Origin of the sequence: Amycolatopsis nigrescens CSC17Ta-90 (assembly GCF_000384315.1) — a bacterium.
Taxonomy (GTDB): Bacteria; Actinomycetota; Actinomycetes; order Mycobacteriales; family Pseudonocardiaceae; genus Amycolatopsis; species Amycolatopsis nigrescens.
The window spans coordinates 2,211,753-2,227,953 of sequence record NZ_ARVW01000001.1; the positions used below are offsets into that span (position 1 = coordinate 2,211,753).

The following is a 16,201-nucleotide window of genomic DNA, read 5'->3' on the forward strand; positions in this document are numbered from 1 at the left end:
ACCTAGCCTCGCGAGGTCAACCCCATTTCGTGGCAGTGGCCGCGTACGGTGGTGCTTATGAGCGATCTCCCGTTCGGCTTCGGACCGTCCGATCCCGACAAGCGTCCTGACAACGAGCCGTCGTCAGGCGGCGGTCAGCAGCCCGGCACGGGCCCAGAAGCCTTCAACCAGCTGGGACAGATGCTGAGCCAGCTCGGTCAGATGCTGAGCCAGGCGGGCAGTTCCTCCGGGCCGGTCAACTACGACCTGGCCAAGCAGATCGCACTGCAGAAGCTTTCCGGCAGCGGGGACGCCAAGATCGGCTTCGCCTCCACCGGCACTTCCGGCGACTCGGCGACGGCCGTGCGCGACGCCGCGCACCTGGCCGAGCTGTGGCTGGACGCGGCGACGATCCTGCCCGCCGGCGCCAACACCACCAAAGCCTGGTCCGCCCGCGAATGGGTGGAGCAGACCCTGCCGACCTGGCAGCGGCTGTGCGACCCGGTGGCGCAGCAGGTTTCCGGCGCCTGGGTGGAGGCGCTGCCCGCCGAGGCCAAGCAGGCCGCCGGCCCGCTGCTGTCCATGGTCGGCCAGATGGGCGGCATGGCCTTCGGCTCCCAGCTCGGCAACGCGCTGGCGCAGCTCGCGTCCGAGGTGCTCACCTCCACCGAGGTCGGCCTGCCGCTCGGCCCCACGTCGACGTCGGCTCTGCTGCCCGCGAACATCGAGAAGTTCACCGAAGGCCTGGAGCTGCCCGGCAGCGAGGTGCTGGTGTTCCTCGCCGCACGCGAAGCGGCACACCAGCGGCTGTTCACCCACGTGTCCTGGCTGCGGCAGCGGCTGCTGGCCACGGTCGAGGAGTTCGCGCACGGCATCACGGTGGACACCTCCGCCCTGGAGCAGCTCGCCGGTCAGATGGACCCGAGCAATCCGGCGAGCATCGAAGAGGCCATGTCCTCCGGGCTGCTCGAACCGCAGACCACACCAGAGCAGCAGGCCGCGCTGAACCGGCTGGAGACCCTGCTCGCACTGGTCGAAGGCTGGGTGGACGTGGTGGTCGGCGAGGCAGTCGGTGACCGGCTGCCCGGTGCCGGGGCGCTGCGCGAGACGCTGCGCCGCCGACGGGCCACCGGCGGGCCGGCCGAGCAGACCTTCGCCACCCTGGTCGGCCTGGAGCTGCGGCCCCGCCGGATGCGGGCCGCCGCCGCGCTGTGGAAGCTGGTCGGTGACCAGCACGGCGCCGAGAAGCGTGACGGCCTCTGGTCGCACCCGGACCTGATGCCGACCGCCGACGACCTGGACGACCCGATGGCCTTCGCCGAGCGGCTGGGCTCCGAGGGCGGCGACGGTGGCAGCCTTGACGGCCTGGACCCGATGGCCGAGCTGGAACGCACCCAGCGCGCCGAGGACGAGGCGAAGAAGGCCGACAAGCCGGACGAAGACGGGGACGACAAGCAGGCCTGAGCCAAGGCTCAGTCCAGCTTGTCCGCCTCCGCGATGCCCCAGCCCGCCGCCGCGGACAGCCCTTCCAGGTATCCGATGGCACGCTCGGTCTTCGGGTAGCGCCCGACCAGTGCCCAGAACGCCGCGTTGTGCCCGGCTACTTGCAGGTGTGCCAGCTCGTGCACCAGCACGTAGTCCAGCACCCAGGACGGCACGTCCCGGAGTCGTTCGCTCACCCGGATGGTCCGGTCCGCTGGTGTGCACGAGGCCCATCGGGTGCGCATCGGCGGCACCCAGCGCACGCTGCTCGGGCCTGCCGCGCCACCGAGGTGCCGCGCGGAGAGCTCCGCGCACCTGGCTTCCAGTGCCTTGTCGGACGCCCGTGCCGGCGACGCTCGCCTGCTCTCCGTGCGCTGGAGCTTGCGCTCCATTTCGGCGACCCAGTGCGCTTCCTCGGCCCGGCTCATCTTGGCCGGGATGAGCACCACCAGGGTGTCGCCTTCCCGATATGCGGTCACCGTGCGGCGGCGCCGGGCGCTACGCCGTACTTCGACCTTTTGCTGTGGGGTATGGGGGATTTCTGGTTGCTGGGTCGTCTTGTTCCGGCTCCTCAACGAGGGCACCCGTGCTTCGGCCACGCATCCAAGGTAAGGCCACCGACCGACAACTCCGATGGCTGGAACGTCACATCCTTCAGTTGTCCACAATTAAGTCAGCCTGTGGACAACTCTGGCTCGCGGCGGTGGGTTGGCGCGCGGGTTGGGTCACGCTGGTGGTCATGAGCGGACAACTGACCAGATATCGGCCGTTGCATCTTCCGCAACGGCCCAAACTGCGGCCTGGGCTGCAGGTATACGAGCGCGGCGGTGGCGAGCTCCAGATCGGGCTCGATCCGAGGCATGCGGTGGTGGCCAGCGGGCTCACCCCCGACCTGGTGCGGGTACTACGCGAGCTCGACGGAAGCAAGCGGATCGAAGCCTTGCTCGCGCTCGCTGAAAGCGAACACGTCGAGCGGCTGCGCGGGGTGCTCGCCGGCCTGACCGAGCTCGGCCTGCTCGAAGAAGCCGCGCCGCCCGCCGAGGACCGGCGACCGGCCGCGGAAGCCGCCCTGTGGTCGCTCCGGGCCCGTCTGCGCCACCGCGAGACTGCCCACCGGCGCGCGCACAGCGCGATCGTGGTGCAGGGCAACGGCAGGCTCACGGTCGCGGTGGCCACCCTGCTGGCCGCGGCCGGGGTGGGCCGGGTACACGTGGACACCAGCGGCCAGGTCGCCGAGGCCGATCTCGGCAGCGGCTACGCGGACTCCGATCTCGGCAGCGCCCGGCGAGCCGCCGCGGCGGCCGCGGTCCGCCGGGCGAACCCGGCCACCAGGACCGCTCGCCCGACCGGACGCCGCCGCCCCGACCTGGTACTGCTCGCGGACGCGGTGGTGCCCGCACCCGAGGTGGTCGACCTGCTGTTCCAGGACGGGGTGCCGCATCTCCCGGTCCGCATCCGGGAAGGGCTCGGCATCGTCGGGCCGCTGGTGCTGCCCGGCCGCACCAGTTGCCTGCGCTGTGCGGACCTGCACCGGACCGGTTTCGACTCGAGCTGGCCCAAGGTCGCCGGCCAACTCGCCGGGCGGACCCAGCGGGCCGACCTCGGCAGCGTGCACGCGACCGCCGCGATGGCGGCCGGACAGGCCCTGCGGGTGCTCAGCCCGAGCGATCTTCCGCCGCCGGTGTGGAACGCGACGGTCGAGATCGACACCTTCGAGGGCACCGTCGAACACCGCGCCTGGGTCCCGCACCCGGCGTGTGACTGCGGGGCGCTCCCCGAACCCGATCGGTGAAACGGTCGCGTACCGGCCGCTACCTCGGTGACAGTGCTTCTGGCGGCGACTGCCACGCCAGACCCGTGACCTGCGGCTGGGGACCTGAGCGTAGCCCAGTACGTCGAAACGCGTAGCCGTTAGGACGTCCTGGAACGGCTGCGCGAGCCATCATCGGCAAGGCAGAATCAGGTAGTGACCCACTCCAGCGACTGGACCGACGACCGGACCGACACCGCGATTCCCCGCCGGACCGCAGCGCGGACGGCCAAACTGGCCAGCCTGCCATTGGGCATAGCGGGCCGGGCCGTCGGCGGCTGGGGCAAGCGGCTGACCGGGCAGAGCGCCAAGGACGTCAACGCGACGCTGTCCGCCAAGGCCGCGGAGCAGCTGTTCGAGGTGCTCGGCACGCTCAAGGGCGGCGCGATGAAGTTCGGCCAGGCGCTGAGCGTGTTCGAGGCCGCGGTACCGGACGAAATGGCCGAGCCGTACCGCGAGGCCCTGACCAAGCTGCAGGCCGCCGCACCGCCGATGCCCGTCCGGCAGACCCACCGGGTGCTGGCCGAGCAGCTCGGGCGTTCCTGGCGGCAGCGGTTCGCCGAGTTCAGCGATCAGCCCTCCGCCGCGGCCAGCATCGGCCAGGTGCATCGCGCGGTGTGGCACGACGGCCGCGAGGTCGCGGTCAAGGTGCAGTACCCGGGCGCCGACGAGGCCCTGCGCAGCGACCTGCGGCAGCTCCAGCGGTTCAGCAGGCTGTTCCAGGCGCTGGTGCCGGGCACCGAGGTCAAGCCGCTGCTCGCCGAGCTCGCCAACCGGATGAACGAGGAGCTGGACTACCGCGCCGAGGCCGAGAACCAGCGCGCCTTCGCCAAGGCCTTCGCCGGCGACGAGCAGGTGCTCGTGCCGAGGGTGGTGGCGAGCGCGCCAAGGGTGGTGATCACCGAGTGGATCAGCGGTACCCCGCTCGCCGACATCATCAGGGACGGTGACACCGCCACCCGTGACGAGGCCGGCAGGTTGCTGGCCGAGTTCCACTACTCCTCACCGGTCCGCGCCCGGATGCTGCATTCGGACCCGCACCCCGGCAACTTCATGCTGACCGATGACGGGAAGCTGGGCGTTGTCGACTTCGGCGCGGTCGCCAATCTGCCCAACGGCATCCCGCGCCATCTCGGCGAAATGACCAGGCTGGCTCTGGACGGCCGTTCCGACGAGCTGATCAAGCTGCTGCGCGAAGTCGGTTTCATCAGGGCGGAAACCGAGCTGAGCGCGGACCACGTGCTCGCCTATCTCGAGCCGTTCACCGAGCCGCTGCTGACCGAGCGCTTCCACTTCACCCGGCGCTGGATGCAGGAGCAGGCCGGCCGGGTCGGCGACATCCGCAGTCAGGACTTCCGCACCGGGCGCTCGCTCAACCTGCCGCCGGAGTATCTGCTGATCCACCGCGTGACAGCGGGCACGACCGGCATCCTCTGCCAGCTGGACGCGGAAATCCCGGCCAGGAAGATCGTGGAACGTTGGCAGCCCGGGTTCACCGACTGAGGCGGCCACCTTGGCTGCATCACTCCAAAAACACCCGCCGAAGGAGCCGCACGCGCCGCGACACGCTTTTCGTCGCGGCGCCGATCCAACACCGACTGAGGCTGAGTTATCCACAACTCGGTCGCTGACGGAAGAAAAAGCCCGTTCACGACCCCGAGTTGTCCACAGTTGAGCAAACCGGGTTCCGCCAGGACCACCAGGCCAGCACGCTCGAAGCATGACCCGAACCACGCTCGCCGACCCGGCGGCGCTCAGCGAAGCCGCGAAAGACGGCGTCCTCACCCGGGGCCGGCTGCTCAGGGCCGGGATGTCGGAGACCACCATCGCGGCCCGGTGCCAGCCGGGCGGCCCATGGCGACGGCTGCTGCCGGGCGTGATCCTGCTCGACTCCAGCGAGCCGACCCGGCGGCAGCAGCTGTGCGCCGCGGTGGCCAAAACCGGTGGGGGCACGGTGATCACCGGCGCGGACGCGCTGCGGGCACTCGGCGTGAACCTGCCGGTCACCCGCGCGGTCCAGGTACTGGTGCCGGCCGGCAACCGGATGGCTTCCCGCGGCTTCATGAACCTGGAGCGGACCAGCCGGATGCCCGAGCCGGTGTACGTGGACGATCTGCCTTTCGCGCCGCCCGAACGAGCGGCCATCGACGCGGCCAGGCAGGAAAGCCACCCGGACCGGCTGCGGCGGCTGCTGTCGCTGCCGGTCTACTACGGGCTGTGCACGGCAGGCCAGCTCCGGGCCGAGCTCGACACCGGTAACCAGCGCGGCTCGGCCGCCGCCCGCGGCATGCTGCGGGCCCTCGGTTCCATGGGCGATACGTTCGTGCACGGCCTCGCGCGTGCGCTGCTCAGGCGCGCGCCGCTGCCGCCGCCCAGCTGGAACGTGCGGATCTGCGACCGGAACGGCAAACCGATCGGCCATGCGGACGCGTGGTGGGACGAAATCGCCTTCGGCTGGCAGTTCGGCGGCCGTGGCCCGATCGAGGCCGCGATGGGCCCGCTCGCACTGACCGCCGCCGGTGTGATGCTGGTACGCACCCCGCCGGAGCGGCTGCGAAACGACGGCGACACCGTGGTCAAGGAGCTCGTCAGCGCGTTCCGCACCGCGACCGGCCGCACGCGGCCGTCGATCCAGGCCGTGGGGCTGGAGGCCGCGGCATGAGGTTCACCAGTACTCGGCGGGCAGTTTCGCCTCGATGTCCCGCACATGCTGCCGGGCACAGTCCGGGCAGAGCCAGCGAAGTCCACCGTCGTCCCGGTCCGCGGCCCAGGCCAGTGCGCGCGCGGGATCTTCACCCGCAGTCCTGGCGGTGCCGCATCGGGCGCACGCCACACCCACCGGCGCCGTCACGACGATCGTCCATAGTGGACCGTTCGGGTGCCGAGCAGGAACACGTCCTCCCTGGCGCCCACGTACTCGGCGGCCTCGGGGTCCAGCAAGGTCCGCACCGCGGCCAGGTCCTCCGCGCCGAGCCGTTCCTCCAGGACCTCGGCCAGCCAGCCGAGATGCCCGGCCACGTACTCGCGCACCGCCGGCGACGCGGGCGCGGGATGCTCCACCAGGTAGCTGAACGAGCCGACACCGGTCAGCCCCGCGTCGGTCAGCGCGATGTTCCAGCCGTTGGGCAGCCGGACGGACCCCGGCATGGTCTCCCGAAGTTCGCGGAACCACTCGTCCCTGGCGGCGAGCAACCGTCCTTCGAGCCCGAGCCCGCCGGGCCCGACATCTTGCGGGAGGCAACGGGTGTCCAGCCCGCCCTCGGCGAGCGCGAGCAGGCCACCCGTGGCGAGGGCACCGGCCAGCAGCCCGACCCCGGCCTGCTGGTCCGGCAGGTGGTGCACCACGTGCGAGGCCCAGATCAGGTCCGCCGGCGGCACTTCCGCCGGCAGCCCGGCGGCGACATCGGCTTCCACGGTCTGGATCCGCACCCCGTCGGCGGCCTGCGCGGCAACGCTCTTCGCTTCGGCGAGCAGTTCGGGCGTGGCGTCCACCAGCACGAGCCGAGCACCCGTGTCCAGGGTGGCGGCCAGTGCCGCGCTCATCCCGCCGGCACCGCATCCGACGTCCACCACCGTGGCGCCGGCAGGCAGGTCGGCGGTCAGGCGGGCGGCCACTCCGGCCAGTGCACCCGCTTCGAGCGCACCAGCCCGGCGCATCGCGGGAAGCCGCGCGGCCCAGTCCACGTCATCGTGTGTATGTCCGGCCACACGGACCATTTAACACGAGAAGACGACAACGCCGGGTGTGGACGATGCCCCCGAGCACCGTCCACACCCGACAGTCGCTTACCGCTGGTGTCGTTGCGCTTGTCGCGCCGCCCACTTGGCCACCCGACTCCAGCCGCGAGCCGCACGGGCGTGGCCCCGTGCGTGCTGCGCGCGCATGTCCTCTTCCAAGTCCCGTATTCGGGCTCTAGCGAGTTCTTCATAAATCAACATTTCGGTGATCTCCGTTGTCTTGAAAGGAGTTACGCTCGGTTTGCCGAGCGTGACATTCTGCTTGCGAGTGATGACCGGCGCAGGGATCATGCGGCAGCGCTCCGCTGCTCGCCGGCGACCGCGCGCTGGGCGGGCCGCTCCACGTTCCGGTCTGCGACAGGCGACTCGACGACGGCGTTCTTCCTCGGCCGACCCCTGGGCCGCTTCCTCGCGACCACGGCGCCGCGCTCGAAGATCTCGCCACCCCAGACACCCCACGGCTCACGCCTGGCGAGTGCGCCCGCCAGGCAAGCGGCCCGGACCGGGCAGGCCGCGCAAAGTCCCTTTGCGCGCTCCAGCTCAGCGGGTGCTTCGGCGAACCACAGGTCGGCGTCGCCGGACCGGCAGGGCAGCTCGAACTCCGGCGAGACGACGGCGTCGAGCAGTTCGCCGACCCCGTTCTCTGCGGGTTCGTCGGGTAACGCCCTCTCTGACGCGAAGGCGATTGCCGATGACATTTCCCGTTCTCCTTTGTGTCGTGACGGTTTTCGGTCGGTTGTGCGAGTGGACATGGCTGAACCCAAAAAACACGAAGGCCGCGGATCCGATGTACGGTTCCGCGGCCTTCGTGAGCCTGTCTCCCTGACGGGTCGGTCAGGGACTGCGCTCTCGTGGAGGCAACGGAACATGTATCGGCTTGACAGTGGTCGGCTGATCGACGGCAACCTGGATGAACACCGGGTCAGTGATCCCGGCGTCGGTAGCGGCAACGTTCTCGACATAGCTGTGCCCAGTGATGAAACGGGCACGTTCTGCCATAAGCAGCGCCGAGGGGTTGTCAGCCATCCAGGACATGCCGGTAGCCCGGCCTGCGGTCGCGCGCGCAGTCGCAGCGCTGGACAGCGGGGTACCCGGGATACCGATCATCTTGATGATGTCCATTCCGAGCACCTCCCCTCACTGTCCGAAGCTCGCCCCACCAGCGGCAAGCTAGGTCTTCACGGGCTCCCAGCCCGGTACCAGCAGGTTATGGCCCGCCAGCACACCAGGGCAACTTATTTTCCAGAAAACTCGCCCGATCCTCAAAGAATACACCTGACCAGCGGCTTTGCCGCACGAATCAGGTACCGAACGCGGCTAACCTCGTCCGGCGGCGCGGACCACCGCGAGCACCTCGGCGCCGAAGCGCTCCAGCTTGGTCGCGCCGATCCCCGAGATGGAGACGAGCGCACCGTCGTCGGCAGGCCGCTGCTCGGCGATGGCGACCAGCGTGGCGTCCGTGAACACCACGAACGGCGGCACCTTCAGCTCCCTGGAACGGTCGCTGCGCCAGGACTTCAGCCGCTCCAACAACTCCTCATCCACATTGGAGGGGCACCTGGCGCACCGGCCGAGCTTCACCTCCAGGGTCGCGGTCAGTCCGCCGCCGCAGACCCGGCACCGGGCGGTCGCGCCGCCGAAGGTCTTGCCCTGCGCGCGGGCGACCCGCGCCGCCGGATGGTCCTCCGGGATCAGCCCGTAGAGGAACCGGCTGCGACGCCGGTGCCGCCGGCCGCCGGCGTTGCGCGAAAGCGCCCAGGTCAAGGACAAGTGCTCCCGCGCCCTGGTCACTCCGACGTAGAAGAGCCTGCGCTCCTCTTCGATCGCGCTGTCGTCACCGTCCGCGTGCTGAATCGGTACCGTGCCCTCGGCCAGGCCGACCAGGAACACGGCATCCCACTCCAGGCCCTTCGCCGCGTGCAGGGACGCCAGCGTGACGCCCTCGACGGTCGGCGGGTGCTGCGCGGCGGCGCGTTGCTCCAGCTCGGCGACATAGCGGGCCAGGTCGGCGTCCTGCACGGTCGCGGCGAGTTCCTCGGCCAACTCGACCAGGGAGAGCAACGCGTCCCAGCGTTCCTTCGCGGCGCCGCCCGGCGGCGGCTGCTCGGTCAGGCCGACCCCGGCGAGCGCCGTCCGGACCTGCTCGACGACGTCCGCCCCGGACGGCCGGGAGGTCGCCACGCGCAGCGCGCTGATCGCCTGCCGGACCTCCTTGCGCGCGAAGAACCGCTCACCGCCGCGGACAAGGTAGGGAATGTCCAATTCGGACAGTGCCTGCTCGTATGCCTCCGACTGCGCGTTGACCCGGTAGAGCACGGCGATCTGGCTGGCGGGTACCCCGGCATCGAGCAGCTGCCGGATCCGGCCCGCCACCGCGACGGCTTCGGCCGGCTCGTCGTCGTACTCGGCGAACCGCGGCTCGGGGCCGTCCGGGCGTTGGCCGATCAGCTGCAGCCGGGAGCCGGCCGGGCGGCCGCGGGCGGCACCGATCACCTTGTTCGCCAGCGACACCACCTGCGGGGTGGACCGGTAGTCCCGCTCCAGCCGGACCACGGTGGCCTCCGGGAAGCGCCGGGTGAACTCCAGCAACGGGCGCGGCGACGCGCCGCCGAACGAGTAGATCGTCTGGTTGGCGTCGCCAACCACCGTGAGATCGTCGCGGCCACCGAGCCAGGCGTTCAGCAGCCGCTGCTGGAGCGGGGTCACGTCCTGGTACTCGTCCACCACGAAACAGCGGTAGCGGTCCCGGAACTCGGTCGCCACGTCGCCGTGCTCCTCCAGTACGGCCGTGGTGTGCAGCAGCAGGTCGTCGAAGTCCAGTACCTGCGCGGAGTTCTTGATCTTCTCGTAGTTGCGGTAGACCTCCGCCACCTGCGCGGCAGGCGCCGGGGTGTCACGCTGAGTCCTGGCCGCCACCGCCGGGTAGTCGTCCGGACTGACCAGGGTGGCCTTCGCCCACTCGATCTCACTCGCCAGATCCCGCAGCACCTCGGCCTCGGTCGCGACCCCGGCCCGGTTCGCGGCCTGCGCGACGAGCCGGAGCTTGCCTTCGAGCAGATCCCACAGCCGGTCGCCGACCACCCTCGGCCAGAAGTACCTCAGCTGCCGCCTTGCCGCGGCGTGGAAGGTGAGGGCCTGCGCCCCGTCCACCCCGAGCCCGCGCAGCCGGGCGCGCATCTCCCCCGCCGCCCGCGCGGTGAAGGTGACCGCGAGTACCTGACCGGCGGCAACATGGCCGGACTGGATCAGGTGCGCGATGCGATGGGTGATCGTGCGGGTCTTGCCGGTGCCTGCACCGGCCAGCACGCACACCGGGCCGCGTGGCGCGCTCGCGGCCGCCAGCTGCTCCGGGTCGAGGCCGTCCAGCAGCCCGGGCCTGGTCGAAAACGCAGCGGAAGAAACAGCACTACCCACCGCCGCATCCTCGCAGAGGGGGCCGAGCGGACCTAGGGTGCCACCCCGGCCGTATCCTGGGATGTATGGCGGGAAAGCAGGACAAAGAGGCTGCCAAGCAGGCCAAGAAGCAGAAGCGCGCGGCGAGCAAGGCTAAACGCGGGCAGATCTTCGAAGCGTTCAAGATGCAGCGCAAAGAGGACAAAGCGCTCATCCCGTGGATGCTCGGATCCATCCTGGTCGTCACCGCCGTGGTGTTCGGCATCGGGCTCCTGCTCGGCATGCAGTGGGCGCTGCTGCCGGTCGGCATCATGCTGGGCCTGCTCGCGGCGGTCATCATCTTCGGCCGCCGGGTGCAGAAGACGGTGTACCGGAAGGCCGACGGCCAGCCCGGTGCCGCGGCATGGGCGCTGGACAACCTGCGCGGCAAATGGCGGGTGACCCAGACCGTCGCGGCCACCACCCAGCTCGACGCGGTGCACCGGGTGCTCGGCGGGCCGGGCGTGGTGCTGGTCGCCGAGGGCGCTCCGCACCGGGTGAAGGGCCTGCTCGCGCAGGAGAAGAAGCGGGTGGCCAGGCTGGTCGGCGAGACGCCGATCTACGACGTGGTCATCGGTCACGAAGAAGGCCAGGTTCCGCTGCGCAAGCTGCAGGGCTACCTGATGAAGCTGCCCCGCAACATGAAGCCCGCCCAGGTGGACGCGCTGGAGGCCAAGCTGGCCGCGCTGGGCAACCGCGGCGCGGCGATGCCGAAGGGGCCGATGCCCCAGGGCGCCAAGATGCGCAACGTCCAGCGCACCATCCGCCGCCGCTGATCTTCGCTGCGCTGATCGGCACACACCGGCCGATCAGCGCAGGCGTACCACCACGGTGCCGGTCAGCCGGTCCAGCCAGCTCCGGCCGTCGGCGTCGCGCACCGCCGCCGGAATGAGCAAGAAGGTCAGCGCGGCACGGACCAAAGCGCGCCACGGGCCGACCATCGCGACCCCGTCCAGCCTGCCGACCCGCACCCCGACAGCGGCCATGCCCGGCGTGAAGCCGAAGAACGTGACCGGCACCACCGTAATCACCACCCAGACGGCGAGCGCCCACAGGTTGTAGTCCTGCATCGCCGCCGGGTCGTTGAACACCGGACGCCGGAACAACGAAGTCACCAGGGAAGCCAGCGCCAGGTCGAGCACCAGTGCCAGCAGCCTGCCGCCGCCGCCCGCGGCCGAGCCAACACCACTCTCCGGCAGGCCGAGCCGCTCACCCCGCCACCGCTGCGGTTCCTCGTCGCCAAGCCCTCCGGCCGGCTTGGACAGCCACTCACCGGTCCATCTCGCCACCCATCCAGGGTATGCGGCTGGCGCCGAGGTCGTTCGCCCTGGTCCACTACCCGATATCCACCCATCCGTTAACACCGGCGAAACATACGGGTGACGGTCGGGCAACACCGCGCTTTTAGCGTGAGCCGAAGAGAGTACTACCTCAGGCAGAGAAGACGAAGGAGTTACCGAGGGTGTCCACTACTCCAGACGATATCCAGCGCCTGATCACCGACGAAGATGTGGAGTTCGTCGACGTCAGGTTCTGTGACCTCCCGGGCGTTATGCAGCACTTCACCGTGCCCGCGAAGGCTTTCGACAATGACGCCTACGAAGAGGGTCTGGCCTTCGATGGCTCCTCGGTACGCGGTTTCCAGTCCATCCACGAATCGGACATGCTGCTGCTGCCCGACGCCGCGACGGCGCGCATCGACCCGTTCCGCAAGGCGAAGACGCTGTCGCTCAACTTCTTCGTGCACGACCCGTTCACCCGTGAGCCCTACAGCCGCGACCCGCGCAACATCGCGCGCAAGGCCGAGCAGTACATCGCCGAGTACGGCGTAGCGGACTCCGTGTTCTTCGGTCCTGAGGCCGAGTTCTACATCTTCGACTCGATCCGCTTCGACTCGGCCGAGAACGGCGCGTTCCACGAGATCGACTCCGTCGAGGGCTGGTGGAACACCGGCGCCGATGAAGAGGGCGGCAACCGCGGGTACAAGACCAAGTTCAAGGGCGGCTACTTCCCGGTCCCGCCGGTCGACCACTTCGCCGACCTGCGCGACGAGATCGTGCGGAAGCTGACCGGCTCCGGTTTCGAGATCGAGCGGGCCCACCACGAGGTCGGCACCGGCGGCCAGACCGAGATCAACTACAAGTTCAACACGCTGCTGCACGCGGCCGACGACCTGCAGTTGTTCAAGTACATCGTGAAGAACACCGTCTGGGAGAACGGCAAGACGGCGACCTTCATGCCGAAGCCCCTCTACGGCGACAACGGCTCGGGCATGCACTGCCACCAGTCGCTGTGGAAGGACGGCACGCCGCTGTTCCACGACGAGTCCGGTTACGCGGGCCTTTCGGACACCGCACGGCACTACATCGGCGGTCTGCTGCGGCACGCACCGAGCCTGTTGGCCTTCACCAACCCGACGGTGAACTCGTACCACCGCCTGGTGCCCGGCTTCGAGGCGCCGGTCAGCCTGGTGTACTCGCAGCGCAACCGCTCCGCCTGCGTGCGGATCCCGATCACCGGCAACAACCCGAAGGCCAAGCGGGCCGAGTTCCGCTGCCCGGACTCCTCGGGCAACCCCTACCTCGCGTTCTCCGCGATGATGATGGCCGGCCTGGACGGGATCAAGAACAAGATCGAGCCGCCGGAGCCGATCGACAAGGACCTCTACGAGCTGCCGCCCGAGGAGGCCAAGAACGTCAAGCTGGTGCCGAGCGACCTCGGCACCGTGCTGGACACCCTGGAGGCCGACCACGACTACCTGCTCGAAGGTGGCGTGTTCACACCGGACGTGATCGAGACCTGGATCGGTTTCAAGCGCGAGAACGAGATCGACCCGCTGCGGCTGCGCCCGCACCCGTACGAGTTCGCGCTGTACTACGACGTGTAAACCCGCCGGGGAAACACCGAGCACGCCGGCGGCGAGGAGTGGAATACACCCTCGTCGCCGGCGTTTCTTTTACTCCGAAGTGGACATCAGCTTCAGATCCATCAGCCCGATCGTGCAGGTGATCTCCGCGGAGAGCGTGCCGTCGAGCTTGTAGATGTTCGAGTCCATCTTGAACGTCTTGCCGGTGCCGAACTTGGTGTCTGTCGAGGGATCCGCGATCACGGCCGATGGCGGAAGCTGATACGCATCAGCCGACTGTCAGCCCAGGCTTCGAGCCGAGTCGGCCGGATGGTGCCGGGGTCGTGGGGCTGATTGAGATCCGCGACGATCTCCGCCAGCACGGCCTGGCGTTCAGCTGGGTCGGTGACAGGCGTGGCCAGTGCAGGCAGATCTGCACGGATCCCGTTTTGAGGTGGAAGGTGAAGTTGGGATTGGCGAGAAGGTTCGCATGCCAGTCGGTCGCGGCCCCGCCGGCGCCGCTGCACAGGTAGGTTTCGCCCGCAGCTCGGTAGAAGAAGATCTCGATGCGGCGTGCTCGGCCGGTACGGCGTCCCAGCGTCGTGATGTCGATGATCCGTTCTCTGGTGCCCGCGGCGGGTGTGATCTCGATGGCTCGTCGGATGTGGTTGGGCAGGTGGGATAAAGACGCGTCCCGTGCGGAGTCGTTCGACCCGGTCGTGTCTGGAGTGCTCATGCGGTCTCGGCCTGGAGGGCGGGGCCGAGGAGGAGCCCACCGTCGATGACGTACTCCGACCCCGTGATGAACGACGCGTCTGATGACGTGAGGAACAGGAGAAGCCGGGTGACGTCGGTCGGCTCCCCGAGCCGGGGAATGGCGAACGGCGCGGGTGAGTAGAAGTCGGCGATTGCCGCGGTGGCGCCGACTGCTGGTTCGTGGATGAAGGGGGTCGCGATCACGCCGGGGTGGATGGTGTTCACGCGGATGTTGTCGCGGCCGAGTTCGAGTGCTGCCGTTTGGGTGAGTCCTCGCACGGCCCATTTGCTGGCGACGTACGGCGCGTAGTGTGCCGTGCCGCCCAGGGCCATGGTCGAGGCGATGTTGACGATGGCTCCACCTGCAGCCCGGCGCAGAGCGGGAGTGGCGACCTTGATCCCGAGGAAGGTCCCGCTGACGTTGACGTCGAGGATGCGCGACCACGTGGCCTGGTCCGTGTTCTCGATCAGCGTCGGCGGGTTCTGGACGCCGGCGTTGTTGACGAGCACGTTCAGGGCGCCGAAGGCGCTCTCGGCGGCTTGCACAGCGGCGAACCACGAGCTTTCGTCCCTGACGTCGAGGCGGGTGAAGCGAGCACGAGTCCCGAGCTCGTCGACCAGAGCGGCGCCACGTTCGGCGTCGGTGCCTCCGATCACCACGTTCGCCCCCTCCGCGTGGAAGGCGCGTACGTGACTTGAGCCCTGACCGCCGGTCCCGCCGGTCACGAGCACGGTCTGATTGTCGAAGCGGGTCATCAGAGGTTCCTCCGTGAACTGGTGACTTACCGGAACCATCAGCGATGAACACCCCGGTGGTGAGCCAGGTGACTCACCACCATTGACACTAGGTCGACGAAGATGGCGAGTCAAGCCACTCACCTCGTATGCTCCACCCATGAGCAGCGTCCTGTCGGCGTACCACCAGCGTGTCGCCCAGGAGAAGCGCGCGCTGATCGTGACGGCGGCGACCGCACTGTTCCTCGAGCTGGGCTACGACCGGACGTCGCTGGCGCGGATCGCGGAGCGCTCGGGCGTTTCTCGGGCCACCTTGTTCAAGCAGTTCCCGAGCAAGGCCGCCCTATTTGACGCCATCGTCACCGAGTCCTGGTCAACGGCGGACGAGGACGATCCTCCGCCAGCAGGCAACGTCGTCGACGGCCTCACCACCATCGGTCGCCGTTACGCCGCGCTGTTGAGCCGCCCGCAGATGACCGACCTCTTCCGGATCGTCATCGCCGAGCTGCCGCGCTTCCCCGAGCTGGCCCATGCGCAGTTCTCACAAGGGAAGATGCCCTACTTCGAGTCCGTGCGCGGCTACCTGCTGGCCGAGCACGAGGCAGGAACGGTGCGGGTCGAGGACGTGGACCTCGCGGCCACCCAGTTCCTGGGCATGGTCTCCAACTACGTCTTCTGGCCGAAACTGCTCGTGCCGGGCTGGGAGGTGAGCGCCGCACGCGTCGCTCAGGTAGTCGACGAGGCCGTCCGCACCATCGCCGCCCGGTACGCCGCGACGGGACCAGGGGCGTCCACCAACGACTGAGTCCCGCCGCCACCAAAGGAGCTGATGCCTAAGCAATCGGGGCCGTCGGTACCAAGGGCGTTCGCGGGGCATCCCGGGGCGGACACCGAAGAGGGATGGCCCAAGACCCGCAAGCCCAGCCCCCGCAGCTACACCCTCATCTGTGAAGAGCCCTTTTACTCCGAAGTGGACATCAGCTTCAGGTCGAGGCCCGCGCTGACGAACCGGCCGTGCGGGTCGGCGACCAGCTTGCGCTTGTCCAGATCCATCAGCCCGATCGTGCAGGTGATCTCTGCGGAGAGCGTGCCGTCGAGCTTGTAGATGTTCGAGTCCATCTTGAACGTCTTGCCGGTGCCGAACTTGGTGTCGCAGGTGACCTCGACGACGTCGCCCGCCCGCAGCTCGCGGCGAAAGCTGATGTGCGACTCGAGCAGCACCGAGGCCACCCGATCCTTGGCGAACGCCTTCAGCCCGCCGGCCTGCTCGAACAGCTCGAGCCGGGCGACCTCGGCGTAGGAGTGGTACACGGCGTGGTTCAGGTGGCCAAGGGTGTCCAGCTCGTAGTGCCGCACCTTGATCTGCACCCGGAATGGTTCGCGCTCGGTCACGACCTCACCTTAAGCTCACCCGCCGGGCACGC

Annotated in this window: 17 protein-coding genes and 1 pseudogene; 7 read left to right on the top strand and 11 right to left on the bottom strand. The window is 69.1% G+C overall.

All coding sequences use genetic code 11. From position 1 onward, the window contains the following. The first annotated feature begins 57 nt into the window (after positions 1-57). Positions 58-1,443 (top strand): zinc-dependent metalloprotease, encoded by a 1,386-nt coding sequence (locus AMYNI_RS0110185; protein ID WP_020667902.1) that lies wholly within the window; start codon positions 58-60, stop codon positions 1,441-1,443. A gap of 8 nt (positions 1,444-1,451) precedes the next feature. On the opposite strand, the gene AMYNI_RS0110190 is transcribed toward AMYNI_RS0110185, so the two are convergent. Then, positions 1,452-2,000, bottom strand: coding sequence for a M48 metallopeptidase family protein (locus AMYNI_RS0110190; protein WP_026360256.1), 549 nt, complete (start codon positions 1,998-2,000; stop codon positions 1,452-1,454). Between the two features lie 200 nt (positions 2,001-2,200). Here AMYNI_RS0110190 and AMYNI_RS0110195 point away from each other — a divergent pair, with 200 nt between their 5' ends. The 3 genes from AMYNI_RS0110195 (at position 2,201) to AMYNI_RS0110205 (ending at position 5,933) form a co-directional block, all read left to right on the top strand. Continuing rightward, entirely contained in the window at positions 2,201-3,253 is a 1,053-nt protein-coding gene (locus AMYNI_RS0110195; protein ID WP_026360257.1) for a TOMM precursor leader peptide-binding protein, read from the top strand. 174 nt (positions 3,254-3,427) lie between these two features. Continuing rightward, entirely contained in the window at positions 3,428-4,774 is a 1,347-nt protein-coding gene (locus tag AMYNI_RS0110200) for an ABC1 kinase family protein (RefSeq protein ID WP_020667905.1), read from the top strand. A 217-nt stretch (positions 4,775-4,991) separates the two neighbouring features. Further along, complete coding sequence (locus tag AMYNI_RS0110205) at positions 4,992-5,933, top strand: hypothetical protein (protein WP_020667906.1); 942 nt, start codon at positions 4,992-4,994, stop codon at positions 5,931-5,933. Positions 5,934-5,936: 3 nt separating this feature from the next. Here the strand turns inward: AMYNI_RS0110205 and AMYNI_RS0110210 are convergent, their stop codons facing one another. The 5 genes from AMYNI_RS0110210 to AMYNI_RS0110230 form a co-directional block, all read right to left on the bottom strand. Continuing rightward, positions 5,937-6,122, bottom strand: coding sequence for a hypothetical protein (locus AMYNI_RS0110210; RefSeq protein WP_020667907.1), 186 nt, complete (start codon positions 6,120-6,122; stop codon positions 5,937-5,939). Then, positions 6,119-6,979 (bottom strand): class I SAM-dependent methyltransferase, encoded by an 861-nt coding sequence (locus tag AMYNI_RS0110215; protein ID WP_026360258.1) that lies wholly within the window; start codon positions 6,977-6,979, stop codon positions 6,119-6,121. Before AMYNI_RS0110215 ends, AMYNI_RS0110210 begins: the two co-directional genes overlap by 4 nt. 317 nt (positions 6,980-7,296) lie before the next feature. Next, entirely contained in the window at positions 7,297-7,707 is a 411-nt protein-coding gene (locus AMYNI_RS0110220; RefSeq protein WP_020667909.1) for a WhiB family transcriptional regulator, read from the bottom strand. Positions 7,708-7,843: 136 nt separating this feature from the next. Then, positions 7,844-8,131: a hypothetical protein gene (locus AMYNI_RS0110225; RefSeq protein ID WP_020667910.1), complete on the bottom strand. Its 288-nt coding sequence runs from the start codon at positions 8,129-8,131 to the stop codon at positions 7,844-7,846. A gap of 195 nt (positions 8,132-8,326) precedes the next feature. Then, complete coding sequence (locus AMYNI_RS0110230) at positions 8,327-10,423, bottom strand: ATP-dependent DNA helicase UvrD2 (protein WP_020667911.1); 2,097 nt, start codon at positions 10,421-10,423, stop codon at positions 8,327-8,329. Between the two features lie 65 nt (positions 10,424-10,488). On the opposite strand from AMYNI_RS0110230, the gene AMYNI_RS0110235 reads away from it, so the two are divergent. Then, positions 10,489-11,217, top strand: a complete 729-nt coding sequence (locus tag AMYNI_RS0110235) for a DUF4191 domain-containing protein (RefSeq protein ID WP_020667912.1) — start codon at positions 10,489-10,491, stop codon at positions 11,215-11,217. 33 nt (positions 11,218-11,250) lie between these two features. On the opposite strand, the gene AMYNI_RS0110240 is transcribed toward AMYNI_RS0110235, so the two are convergent. Continuing rightward, positions 11,251-11,730 (bottom strand): RDD family protein, encoded by a 480-nt coding sequence (locus AMYNI_RS0110240; protein ID WP_020667913.1) that lies wholly within the window; start codon positions 11,728-11,730, stop codon positions 11,251-11,253. Positions 11,731-11,903: 173 nt separating this feature from the next. On the opposite strand from AMYNI_RS0110240, the gene glnA reads away from it, so the two are divergent. Beyond that, a complete protein-coding gene (gene glnA, locus AMYNI_RS0110245) occupies positions 11,904-13,328 on the top strand; it encodes a type I glutamate--ammonia ligase (RefSeq protein WP_026360259.1) in 1,425 nt (474 codons plus the stop codon). A gap of 69 nt (positions 13,329-13,397) precedes the next feature. On the opposite strand, the pseudogene AMYNI_RS48090 reads toward glnA, so the two are convergent. The 3 genes and pseudogenes from AMYNI_RS48090 to AMYNI_RS0110260 form a co-directional block, all read right to left on the bottom strand. Next, positions 13,398-13,532: pseudogene (locus tag AMYNI_RS48090) on the bottom strand (acyl-CoA thioesterase); the annotation flags it as partial. A gap of 43 nt (positions 13,533-13,575) precedes the next feature. Then, complete coding sequence (locus AMYNI_RS48095; protein ID WP_211225482.1) at positions 13,576-14,022, bottom strand: nitroreductase/quinone reductase family protein; 447 nt, start codon at positions 14,020-14,022, stop codon at positions 13,576-13,578. Continuing rightward, the gene (locus AMYNI_RS0110260) at positions 14,019-14,798 is read right to left on the bottom strand and encodes an SDR family oxidoreductase (RefSeq protein WP_020667917.1); all 780 of its coding nucleotides are present in this window, start codon (positions 14,796-14,798) and stop codon (positions 14,019-14,021) included. Before AMYNI_RS0110260 ends, AMYNI_RS48095 begins: the two co-directional genes overlap by 4 nt. 139 nt (positions 14,799-14,937) lie before the next feature. Between AMYNI_RS0110260 and AMYNI_RS0110265 the strand changes: the two genes are divergently transcribed. Next, positions 14,938-15,582, top strand: a complete 645-nt coding sequence (locus AMYNI_RS0110265; RefSeq protein ID WP_020667918.1) for a TetR/AcrR family transcriptional regulator — start codon at positions 14,938-14,940, stop codon at positions 15,580-15,582. 155 nt (positions 15,583-15,737) lie between these two features. Here the strand turns inward: AMYNI_RS0110265 and AMYNI_RS0110270 are convergent, their stop codons facing one another. Beyond that, entirely contained in the window at positions 15,738-16,169 is a 432-nt protein-coding gene (locus AMYNI_RS0110270) for an acyl-CoA thioesterase (protein ID WP_020667919.1), read from the bottom strand. Positions 16,170-16,201: the final 32 nt, after the last annotated feature.

Bases quoted from the DNA above. Each gene is read 5' to 3' on its own strand.
- AMYNI_RS0110185 (WP_020667902.1), top strand. From the start codon at position 58: ATGAGCGATCTCCCGTTCGGCTTCGGACCGTCCGATCCCGACAAGCGT.
- AMYNI_RS0110195 (WP_026360257.1), top strand. From the start codon at position 2,201: ATGAGCGGACAACTGACCAGATATCGGCCGTTGCATCTTCCGCAACGG.
- AMYNI_RS0110205 (WP_020667906.1), top strand. From the start codon at position 4,992: ATGACCCGAACCACGCTCGCCGACCCGGCGGCGCTCAGCGAAGCCGCG.
- AMYNI_RS0110220 (WP_020667909.1), bottom strand. From the start codon at position 7,707: ATGTCATCGGCAATCGCCTTCGCGTCAGAGAGGGCGTTACCCGACGAA.
- AMYNI_RS0110225 (WP_020667910.1), bottom strand. From the start codon at position 8,131: ATGGACATCATCAAGATGATCGGTATCCCGGGTACCCCGCTGTCCAGC.
- AMYNI_RS0110235 (WP_020667912.1), top strand. From the start codon at position 10,489: ATGGCGGGAAAGCAGGACAAAGAGGCTGCCAAGCAGGCCAAGAAGCAG.
- AMYNI_RS48095 (WP_211225482.1), bottom strand. From the start codon at position 14,022: ATGAGCACTCCAGACACGACCGGGTCGAACGACTCCGCACGGGACGCG.
- AMYNI_RS0110260 (WP_020667917.1), bottom strand. From the start codon at position 14,798: ATGACCCGCTTCGACAATCAGACCGTGCTCGTGACCGGCGGGACCGGC.
- AMYNI_RS0110265 (WP_020667918.1), top strand. From the start codon at position 14,938: ATGAGCAGCGTCCTGTCGGCGTACCACCAGCGTGTCGCCCAGGAGAAG.